Source organism: Mesorhizobium sp. NZP2234 (genome assembly GCF_013170765.1).
Classification (GTDB): Bacteria; Pseudomonadota; Alphaproteobacteria; order Rhizobiales; family Rhizobiaceae; genus Mesorhizobium; species Mesorhizobium loti_D.
In genome coordinates this window covers 3,149,605-3,159,078 of sequence record NZ_CP033364.1, presented here as the reverse complement: position 1 = coordinate 3,159,078, position 9,474 = coordinate 3,149,605, and the positions used below count along the sequence as shown (strand labels likewise).

The 9,474-nt window shown below is 62.2% G+C and carries 12 protein-coding genes and 1 riboswitch; of the genes, 2 read left to right on the top strand and 10 right to left on the bottom strand.

All coding sequences use genetic code 11. The annotated features are described in order from the left end of the window. Positions 1 to 68: 68 nt before the first annotated feature. Positions 69 to 1,139, top strand: coding sequence for a histidine kinase dimerization/phosphoacceptor domain -containing protein (locus EB230_RS15595; protein ID WP_172373084.1), 1,071 nt, complete (start codon positions 69 to 71; stop codon positions 1,137 to 1,139). Between the two features lie 6 nt (positions 1,140 to 1,145). Here the strand turns inward: EB230_RS15595 and EB230_RS15590 are convergent, their stop codons facing one another. The 9 genes from EB230_RS15590 to EB230_RS15550 all read right to left on the bottom strand — a co-directional run bounded on the left by EB230_RS15590 (position 1,146) and on the right by EB230_RS15550 (position 7,630). Then, positions 1,146 to 1,631 carry a pyridoxamine 5'-phosphate oxidase family protein gene (locus EB230_RS15590; RefSeq protein ID WP_172373082.1) on the bottom strand — a complete coding sequence of 162 codons (486 nt, stop codon included), beginning with the start codon at positions 1,629 to 1,631 and terminating at the stop codon, positions 1,146 to 1,148. After that, positions 1,628 to 1,819 (bottom strand): hypothetical protein, encoded by a 192-nt coding sequence (locus tag EB230_RS15585; protein ID WP_155772452.1) that lies wholly within the window; start codon positions 1,817 to 1,819, stop codon positions 1,628 to 1,630. Before EB230_RS15585 ends, EB230_RS15590 begins: the two co-directional genes overlap by 4 nt. A gap of 272 nt (positions 1,820 to 2,091) precedes the next feature. Further along, positions 2,092 to 2,256 carry a DUF3309 family protein gene (locus EB230_RS15580; protein WP_064983672.1) on the bottom strand — a complete coding sequence of 55 codons (165 nt, stop codon included), beginning with the start codon at positions 2,254 to 2,256 and terminating at the stop codon, positions 2,092 to 2,094. Positions 2,257 to 2,554: 298 nt separating this feature from the next. Then, the gene (locus EB230_RS15575) at positions 2,555 to 3,157 is read right to left on the bottom strand and encodes a hypothetical protein (RefSeq protein ID WP_056571646.1); all 603 of its coding nucleotides are present in this window, start codon (positions 3,155 to 3,157) and stop codon (positions 2,555 to 2,557) included. 381 nt (positions 3,158 to 3,538) lie between these two features. Beyond that, on the bottom strand, positions 3,539 to 4,165 hold the full coding sequence (locus EB230_RS15570; RefSeq protein ID WP_244494092.1) for an isoprenylcysteine carboxylmethyltransferase family protein: 627 nt from the start codon (positions 4,163 to 4,165) through the stop codon (positions 3,539 to 3,541). Positions 4,166 to 4,395: 230 nt separating this feature from the next. Beyond that, on the bottom strand, positions 4,396 to 5,412 hold the full coding sequence (locus tag EB230_RS15565) for an ABC transporter substrate-binding protein (protein WP_172373078.1): 1,017 nt from the start codon (positions 5,410 to 5,412) through the stop codon (positions 4,396 to 4,398). Beyond that, positions 5,405 to 6,172, bottom strand: coding sequence for an ABC transporter ATP-binding protein (locus EB230_RS15560; protein ID WP_056571640.1), 768 nt, complete (start codon positions 6,170 to 6,172; stop codon positions 5,405 to 5,407). Before EB230_RS15560 ends, EB230_RS15565 begins: the two co-directional genes overlap by 8 nt. Further along, the gene (locus EB230_RS15555; RefSeq protein WP_172373076.1) at positions 6,169 to 6,987 is read right to left on the bottom strand and encodes an ABC transporter permease; all 819 of its coding nucleotides are present in this window, start codon (positions 6,985 to 6,987) and stop codon (positions 6,169 to 6,171) included. Before EB230_RS15555 ends, EB230_RS15560 begins: the two co-directional genes overlap by 4 nt. A gap of 34 nt (positions 6,988 to 7,021) precedes the next feature. Next, positions 7,022 to 7,630 (bottom strand): YkoF family thiamine/hydroxymethylpyrimidine-binding protein, encoded by a 609-nt coding sequence (locus EB230_RS15550; RefSeq protein WP_172373074.1) that lies wholly within the window; start codon positions 7,628 to 7,630, stop codon positions 7,022 to 7,024. Then, positions 7,621 to 7,734, bottom strand: a riboswitch (TPP riboswitch). (Overlaps the previous gene by 10 nt.) 193 nt (positions 7,735 to 7,927) lie before the next feature. Here EB230_RS15550 and EB230_RS15545 point away from each other — a divergent pair. Further along, positions 7,928 to 8,236, top strand: coding sequence for a hypothetical protein (locus EB230_RS15545; RefSeq protein WP_056571631.1), 309 nt, complete (start codon positions 7,928 to 7,930; stop codon positions 8,234 to 8,236). A 104-nt stretch (positions 8,237 to 8,340) separates the two neighbouring features. On the opposite strand, the gene EB230_RS15540 is transcribed toward EB230_RS15545, so the two are convergent. Further along, complete coding sequence (locus EB230_RS15540) at positions 8,341 to 9,318, bottom strand: formyltransferase family protein (RefSeq protein ID WP_172373072.1); 978 nt, start codon at positions 9,316 to 9,318, stop codon at positions 8,341 to 8,343. Between the last annotated feature and the right edge of the window lie 156 nt (positions 9,319 to 9,474).

The window sequence follows — 9,474 nt, the reverse complement described above, 5'->3', positions numbered from 1 at the left end:
ACAATGGCCGGGCAAAGGTGTAAGGCCCTTGCCTGGAGAGGCAAAACGCCCCTCGTCTGGCTTGCCCCATGTTTCAACCCATTGCGAACATCGAAGACGCGCAGACGCTGGCGCAGGCGATCGTCAACACCATCACCGAACCATTCCTGGTGCTGGACGAGCAGTTTCGCGTGCTGGCCGCCAGCCGCTCCTTCTACAAGACATTCGAGGTCGACCCCGCGCAGACCCAGGGCTCGCTGCTCTATGCGCTAGGCGATGGTCAGTGGGACATTCCGGCACTTCGCTTGCTGCTGGAGACGATCATTCCCGAGAAAGTCGCCATGGACGGCTTTGAGGTGGAGCATGATTTCCCGCGGATCGGCCGCCGCACCATGCTGCTCAACGCCCGCAAGGTGCTTTACGACCACAGCCCGGCCGTAACCATCCTTCTCGCCTTCAATGACATTACCGCCCGCCGTGTCATCGAACGGGAAAAGGAAGAATTGCTGCGCCGCACCGAGGATCTTCTTCACCAGAAGGACGTGCTGCTGCGCGAGATGGAGCACCGGGTTGCCAACAGCCTGCAGATCATCGCCAGCATCCTGTTGCTGAAGGCACGCTCGGTCACGTCGGAAGAGACGCGTCAGCATCTCAAGGATGCCCACCAGCGCGTGTTGTCCGTGGCCGAGGTGCAACGCCATCTTCATACCTCGGTTGGCGTCGACGAGATCGATGTTGGCTCCTACCTTCCGAAATTGTGCAGCAGCCTCGCCTCGTCGATGATCGGCGAAGCCCAGCCCATCACGGTCGCTGTCATGGCCGAAGGCGGCAGAATGGATTCACAAAAGGCGGTCAGCCTTGGGTTGATCGTCACTGAACTGGTGCTCAACGCCATCAAATATGCCTTCCCCAAGGAAAAGTCCGGCGCCCTTATCCAGGTGACCTTCGAGACCGCGGGCAACGATTGGAAACTGACCGTTTCGGACAACGGCGTCGGCAAGGTCGCCAACGACTTGCCGAGTACTGGACTTGGAACAGCGATCGTCGAGGCACTGGTGAAACAGCTGGAGGCCAAGGTGGAAACCGTCAGCGACACCAACGGCACAAGCGTCTCGGTCACCCGGGCAACGTTCACTTCACGAGTGCCGCGCGCGGCGTAGGAACCGCTACCACGAGGCCTGCCTTCCCGACATCGCCTCGATCCTGATCCGATAGAATAGATGGCTGCCCGAGAGCGCCACAGTATCGCCGGGCTTCAGCGCTCCAGGCTCCCACCAATTCCCATGCTTGGCAAGAAGCGACCAGGCAAGCCGGCGATCGCTATCGACCGGAGCGATCATCCTTTCAACGCCGGTCATGCAGCCATCTGGATCAGGCGCTTTGGACAACTCCTCGAACAGGCCTTCCACCACGACACTCCTCCAGCCATCGACACCGCCGACATCGTCGACCTGAAGGCAGACATGGGGATTGGCCCGCATCCAGTCGACTTTCCTGCCGGGAAGCGAGAAACTGAAAATGGAATTCTCGCCAAAGGCGAAATGGACCGGCACCACATAAGGTTTCTGGTCACGCACGCATGCCAGGCGACCGATGCGTTGCGTCTTCAAAAGGGCGACGCAGTCCTGCCGCGTCATCTCCTTGATGTTCATCCAATCCTTCTTCCTGTTCGGGCCGCGCGCTCGATGCGGCGTACGACCTTGATCGCCTCTGCTTCCGCTATGCCGATCAACCCATCGATCTCCTGGATGGTCTCGACATGCTTGCCAGCGCCGCCATCCGCCGGGACATGAAGATCATCGCGAATTTCGCAGAGTGCGGTTCTGAGTGCTGCGGGCATCGGGCTGCCTTCCGCAAGCTCAACAGTCTCGACGCAAGCCGGTTCCTTCGGCTTCAATGCAAAAGCCCGCTCCGGGATGCCGGGGCGGGCCTTGGAGGAGGATGAAGGGGTGGGACCCTCTCCTCTTGTTTCCACGGGGGGTGTGGACCGAATTCACAATACGATAGTCGCGAAAAATTTGGGATCACAAGCCGGCTTGCTTCCATCACAATCCGGTGCGCTCCGACCTGGGCTTGGTCACAAGATCGCGATTATCCGAAGCTTGCGGGCCTCTATATCCGCCCTAGCACGACAAGGATGATAATGATCAGCAGCACGAGCCCGAGCCCGCCGCCACCATAGTAGCCAGTCCCATAGAACGGCCCGCCGCCGAGCCCGCTGAAACCGCCAAGCAGCGCGATGACAAGGATGATGATGAGTATGGTGCCTAAGCTCATGGTTTCCCGCTCCTGTAGGCGCTGCCACGCCGGTTTTAACATCGCCACATGCGACGTTTCGAAGACGTGAACGTTCGAGCAGCCTTACCGTTCCGCGCTATAGTGGGCACGGCATCCGCACGGAGATGATTTCCGCCGGCGAATGAAATCTCGGGCAATAAAGTGCCGGTGGAGATTGAAAGCGCTCGACATGCAGGAAGCCCGCCTGAGTGACGGGCTTCCGACCGGCCGAAGGCCAGGAGAGTGCTGTCAAAGCCTCACGGCTGGTTTCGCACGTCCGACCCTGGCGCTCTTTGCCTCAACGACGGGCGATCAGCAGGCAGAGTTGACGCAGATCGCGGTCATAGGTGCCTGCGCTGCTGAGCACGTCGACGCAGCGCTTCTTCATGCGCGCTACCTGGCCGCCGGACATCTGCGCTACGACACCCGGGAGGCTCGGGTTCGACGGGTTGCTCGGGTTGGACGGATTGCTCGGGTTGGACGGAGTTGTCGGATTGGTTCCACCGATGCCGATGCCGACCCCGACGCCGCTCGCGCCGCCAACATTGGCGCCGAGCCCGGCGGTAACGCCACCCGTCCCGCCGACATTCGCACTGGTCCCCGCATTGATGCCGTTGCTTCCACCGACCGAGGCCCCCAATCCGGCGCTGACGCCGTTCGAGCCGCCGACATTGGCACCGGCACCAGCATTGACGCCGCCGCTCCCGCCAACCGAAGCGCCGACGCCGGCGTTGACGCCACCGCCGCCACCGACGGAGGCACCGACACCGGCATTGACGCCGCCGCTACCACCCACCGAGGCCCCGACACCTAGCCCTGCCGCATTCGCTGGCAAGGAAAGAACGAGGACGATTGCACTACCGGCCAACACACTGGCGACTGTCTTGATGGTAAAAGCCATAACACTCTCCTGTTGTCGTTGCGCTAAGGCAGTCGGCGTACAGCCGATTGCAGATTTAACTACGTGACAAAGGAGAGCAGGTTTCAAACCATCACATACTTGCAATGATGATGGTGTTTATTGCAAGAATGCAGAAATTATAAGAGGAATAAAAATATAATACACGTGTAAAAAACATTTTACGTCAAAGAGCGCGAATTATCGATATAGCAGCTGACCTTGGAATAAAAACGATTCTTCATGGAAGCGTCGCTCCGTGTCAAACCGGAAGATCGGACATCACTCAGCGATCAGGACAGAAACAAGGAACCGCTCCGGGCAAGCGCTGCCAGCCATCCCCAGTCCTGGCAGGATCGGCTCTCTTCAGCGACAGTCCTGCTCTCAGAATATCCGGTAGAACAGCCTGTAGTGCACCCGTTCCATGTAGGCGCGATATTCCGGCTCGGCCGCCAGCAGGGCCTCCTCGCGCAGGATGCGATACAGCTGCAAATAGGTGATGACCGCATAGACCGCGAGGTTGTGGAAGGAGAAGGCCGACAGCAGGTAGAGCACGTGGCCGGCAAGGTAGCCGGCATAGATCGGGTGCCGCACGATACGGTAGGCGCCGCCCGTCATCACGCCACGGTTGCCGGGCAGGATGGCAAAGGAACGGCCCAGCGATATCTTGCCCCAGATGACGAATAACAGCGCCGCGAACTGCAGCGGCGCGGCGATATAGACTGGAATGAGCGCCGTGCCTGGTTCAAGGCTGATCAATGCAACCCCGAAACTGGCGCTCACGGAGACGATGACCGTAAGCGGATTCCAGTCGCGCGTCACCGGACGCCGCGACACGAGCAGCCAGGTGAAGGTGAGTATCTCGGAAATCGCCACCAAGGCGGCGTTGAGCCGGGTCGGATCCTCCACGACCTGGTAGAGGCCGCGATAGACGAACAGCCCCGCGCAGGCCAGGGCGCAGGCACGAAAGAAGCCTTCGCGCAGATCGGCAAGGATCTCGCGCTTGCGCACGTCGGACAAGATCCCGTCCCGGCCTGCGCTTGAAAGCGTTTCACTTTTTGACGTGAGCAAGCCAAGCACCCCGATGATCCCTCGAAGGGACCATTGCATGCAACCATTGCCGGGCGGTTAACCGGCAAGATCGGATCGGGATTGTCGGGATCGACCAGAAGGCTGGAGAAAGACGCGCCCCGACGCCAACCAATAGCGCACCGAGCGCACCGGCTGACGCGCATCCAGCCTCAACCCAGATATGAATTTGCGAAATACCTGGCGAAATCCGGACGTTGCGTCAGAACCTTGCCATCGGCGTCTCGCAAAATGCCCGCGGTGAAGAGATAGCCGCCGATCGCGCCCATCTTCACCGGGTCCATCGTGCCGATGGCACCGTTTTCCGCGCGCAGATAGTGTCCGTTGATCAGCACTTTCAGCGACGCCTCGATCAACGACGGATTGGTCAGGGCATCCTTGTTGGCGGCGATCAGCAGCGCGGCGGCTTCTTCCGGATGATCGACGGCGAACTGATAGCCGCGCCGCGTTGCCTGGACGAAGGCCGATGCCAGTGCCGGGTTTGCTTGGAGATATGCTTCGCTCGACGAGATCAGCGTCGTGTGCTCGTCGGGCACGCCATAATCGGCATAGACGAAGCTGCGCTGCTTGACGCCCTTGAGTTCGGCCTCGACGCCCTCCCAGGTCGCGACCTCCAGCGTGAAGTCGACCGAGCCATTGGCCAGCGCCTCATAGGCGGAGGTGCCGAGCGTCACGGTCTCGAACTTGCCCTTGCCACCGTCGTGGCGGATGATGGTCGAGATCAGCGCATTTTCCCAGGCGCTGCCGAAACCGCCATAGGTCAGGCCGTCTAGGTCCCTCGGGCTTTTGATCTCGCTGCGCGCCGCATTGAAGACCACGCGGCCGGTTTCGGCCTGCACCACCGCATAGACCGCCTTCAAGTCGGCACCGGCGGTCCTCTGGGTGAAAAGGCTGATGGTGCCGTTGATGCCGAAATCGGCAACGCGGTTGGCGACCAGCGTGCCGGCGCCGGTGTCGCTGTAGGGCAGGATGTCGACCGCGAGGCCGGCCTCGCGGTAAAATCCCTTGTCGCGGGCGACGAACAGCCCGATGTGGTTGGTGTTGACGGTCCAGTCCAGCGCGACAGATACTTTTTGCGTTGCCGCAAGCGAGCGGCTCGATCCCCCAACCAGCGGAAGACCGCTGGCAAGGGTGAGCAGCAAAGCCTGCCGGCGCGTCAAGTCAGTCATGGTCATGTCCTTTGGATGGTTGAGGGTTGAGCAAGATGTCGAGGATCTCGGCCTCGAGTGCGCCGGCCTGTCGCGCGGCGGCGCCGGTCGGATCGCGCGGGCGCGGCAGCGGCACCCTGATTTCACGCAGCACACGGGCCGGGCGCGCCGACAGCACATAGATGCGGTCGGACAGGAACACGGCCTCGCGCACATCGTGCGTGATCAGCAACGCCGTCCAGCGATGGTGACGCCACATCTGCTCGAGCCAGCGCTGCATGGCCGCGCGGGTCAGCGCGTCGAGCGCGCCGAACGGCTCGTCGAGCAGAAGCATGTCGCGCTCCTGCACCACCGTGCGCAAAAGCGCCGCGCGCTGGCGCATGCCGCCCGAAAGCTGTGCCGGAAAATGCCGCTCGAAGCCGGCAAGCCCGAACTCGGCAAACAGCGGCGCGACGCGAGCCCGCGCCACCTTGCGCCTGGTGCCTTGCACTTCCAGGCCGAGCGTCGTGTTGTCGATGATACGCCGCCACGGCATCAGCGCGTCGCGCTGCGGCATGAAAGCAAAATGTCTGCCATGGTCGTCGAGCGGCGCGCCATCGAACAACATCTCGCCCCCGCCATGCTCGGCACCTGTCAGGAGTTGGAACAGCGTTGACTTGCCGGCACCCGAAGGCCCAAGGATGGAGACGAATTCGCCGGCGCCAACGCTGAGCGAAATATCGGCGAGCACGTCGAGCTCGTCGAATGCCTTGCGCACATGCCGCAATTCGAGCCGGCTCATCTCCGCGCCCCCTTCCCCGCCGGCTGCCGGCCGGCCCGTTCCCACGGCATGGCAAGGCGCTGCAGGAGCGCCGTCAGCCCGAACAGGACAAGCGTCAGCGCGGCGCTGACACCGACGGCGGCCAGCACCAGGTCGGGGCGGAAATTGTTCTTGGCGTTGAGCATGTAGATGCCCAGCCCTTTCGCCGCACCCGCATATTCGGCGAAGATGGCGCCGACCACCGCATAGGTGATGGAGATCCGCAGGCCCGCGAAGAAATAGGGCAGCGCCGAAGGCAGCCGCGCCAGCACGAAGACGCGCCAGCGCCCTGCCCCCATGGCGCGCAGCATCTGGCCGATCTCTGCCTCGGTCGCCTCGTAGCCCTGCACCAGAGCCACCAGCATGGGAAAGAAGGTGACCAGCGCGACCAGCATGATCTTCGGGGTCAGCCCGAAGCCGAACCACAGCACCACCAGCGGCGCGATCGCCACCAGCGGCAAGGTCTGGCTGATGATGAAGACAGGAAACAGCGCGCGCCGCAGCGGCTGGAAGAAATCGACCAGCATGGACAGCAGAAAGGCGGCACTGAGCGAGCAGGCAAAGCCGATCAGCGTGGCGCGGATGGTGGGGATAGCGTTGTCGACCAGCGCCTCGCGATTGAGCATCGCCTGTTCGAAGACGCGTGACGGCGCGGGCAGGATCGTCGGCTTGATGCCGGAATAGGTGGCGTAGAGCTCCCACGCAACGAGCAGCAACCCGACCGAGATGACGGCGGGTATAGCCTTGGCAAGGGAAGCCGCGATCGGGCGCGGCACTGATGATGAGACCACGGGCATAACCTTTGACGGGTCGCGCGGAAGCGCGGCCGGCCTAGACAGCCGACGGGCTGTTGGCCGAAACCGTGACGTCGAGGGTTACGTGGCCGGCCCCCGGCCCGAAGCGGCAGAAGGCCTCGTTCAGCGCCGAAAAGATCGCGCCAGTGTCGCCGCGCAGTTTGGTGCAGAAGTTCTTGGAGCGATCGTAGACGCCGGACTGCTTCAGGAAATCGATGCAGCCATAGATCTCGTCCATGTGGTCGCCTGTGCCCATCACATAGAGTGAGAATTGCGCCGCCGCCGGCTGGCCGGTGGCAGCAGCATTGCGCACCGCGGTGATGGCGGCTTCCTTGCGTGGGCCAAGCGGCCCGACAGGTCCGCCAAACGCGTCTGAGCGGCAGATCGGATCATCCGGCTCGCCCGGGCAGCCGCGCGAAATGGCCGCCGACAGCACGCAATGCTTGCCGCTCCGCGCCGCCGCCACGAACAGATCGCGCAGCGCCGGGAACAACACTTCGGGCGGCCCGACCAGCAAGGTCGACATGTCGTCGGTCTCGATCCTGAGCCTGTCCCGGTAGGGATCGAGCGCGCCGAGCGCACCGAGGATGACGCCGACGAAATCGTCGGCCATGGGATATAGGGAAATCTGTGCGCCTGAAAACATCGCCCGCCTCGCTCCGCTGGTATTACCCAGATCAGCTTCTAGGGTCTGTGGGCTTGCCGCCCCCGTCTCAGCCCCGACCGTACGGAGCACCCCTGTGGATGGACGCCTTAAAGCACCATTCGAACCGAAGGGGAAGCCGTTTTTTCGGCGCAACGGGCCAAAAGCATTGCACCAGATCTGATCACAGGATGGGCGCCGGAGGTCCTCCCCGCGCGAATTTATCGGGAACCTTCGCCACGCCGCGAGGTTGACCCACCAGTCGCAACGCGACGAGTTCACAGAAATGGAGACAGAACCATGTTCATGAAAATCCTCGCAGCTTCGGCGTTCACCGTTGCCCTTGCCACATCCGCGATGGCGCAAAGCAATAGCGCAAATGGCACGGACGGGTCGAGCGGCAGCGGCCAGTCGATCACCGTGGACCCCAGCACGCCGGCGTCACCCAACACGGTCGATCCGGCGGCGACCAACAGCACCACCACCGCCCCGGGCGACATGAATTCCAATGCGGACAAGAACTGCCCGACCAATCCCCAAGGTGCGCAAAGCGATGCCAACGGCAACGCAACCGCACCGACGGTGAACGACAACAACTGCGGCAAGTAATTTCGATCGCAACCAGGGAGATCGCGGAGCGCGAGCGCCGCGATCTCCCTGTCTAACCGGTCTCAATGACCGGGCTCCGGCAAGCCGCTTTTCTCGCTGAAACGCTATTTCAGGACACGGCTTCTGACTTGAGGGCGCGCAAAAGCGGCGCGCAATTTCAAGAGCCGTTTGAGCAGGCGGCCATGGGTTAGATAGCGGACCCTGCCATCGGCGAGATCGAACTCGGCGGTGCCCCATCGTGCGACCGGCGCTTGTCCGGTCGGCGGGCCAAGTCGTCCGATTTGGAACGCCAGTCTGACTTTGCGGCCGGCGACATCCAGATAAATCCCTGGAATATGGCCCAGCACATGCCATAACCGGGCGACATGCTCGATCGACATCGCCGGCGAGATCATCGTGTGGGCCGATTCAAGCCGCGCCCAGATGAAATCGCCGGCCGGCTGCCGTGTCCCCAAAAGATTGCCTTTGCAGTAGGCGGGCGCCACCTCGCTCACCAGCGTGCGCATCGCGCTTGCCAGGCCGTCGATCAGGGCCCGCCGCGACGCCCAGTCTGTCTCCGAAAACGATACCTGCCCAAGGATGTCTCCGTCATCGAAGGCGGCGGACATCTTGTGCAGCGTCACACCGCCATGAACGGCATGCTGGCCATCCACCGCCAGGCGGTGGAGAGGATGCGGGCCCCGATAGTTGGGCAGCAGCGCCGGGTGAAGATTGAGCCCGCCCTTGGGAAAGATGCTCAGCAATTGCGGTGGGACCAATGTGGGGAAAGCATAGCAGATCAATACAGTGGCCTTGACCTGCGACAATTGCTTGCCGAGCGTGTCCCAATCATAAGGCCGACCAAATTCGATCAGCCTTGCCGGCGTATCGCCGATATAGCGCCTGAGCAGCAATCTGCGTTTCAGTCTTCGGCGTAAATTGCTGGTGCTGAAGTGCTTTGGGCGCCGACGCAACCCAGGCACAACGATAGCCCCGATGCTATGGCCTGCTTCAAGCCACCCTGCCAGCAGCGGCCCGGTAAAGTGGTTGACGTCGAGTATGAACACGGCCGAAAGCCGGTCTTGCCCGGTCTGCGGGCTCAAAAGCAGCACCCTCTCAAAGCGCCCGTCAAGCCGATCACCTCATTCAAACGACGATCGAGCCAGGCCTTTTCGGGCGGGCCGACCGCTTGCCAATGAAGGCCGTCGATCAGGTCTTGATTTGCGAAGACGGTATCAAGGCGGTGACGTCCGAAAGGC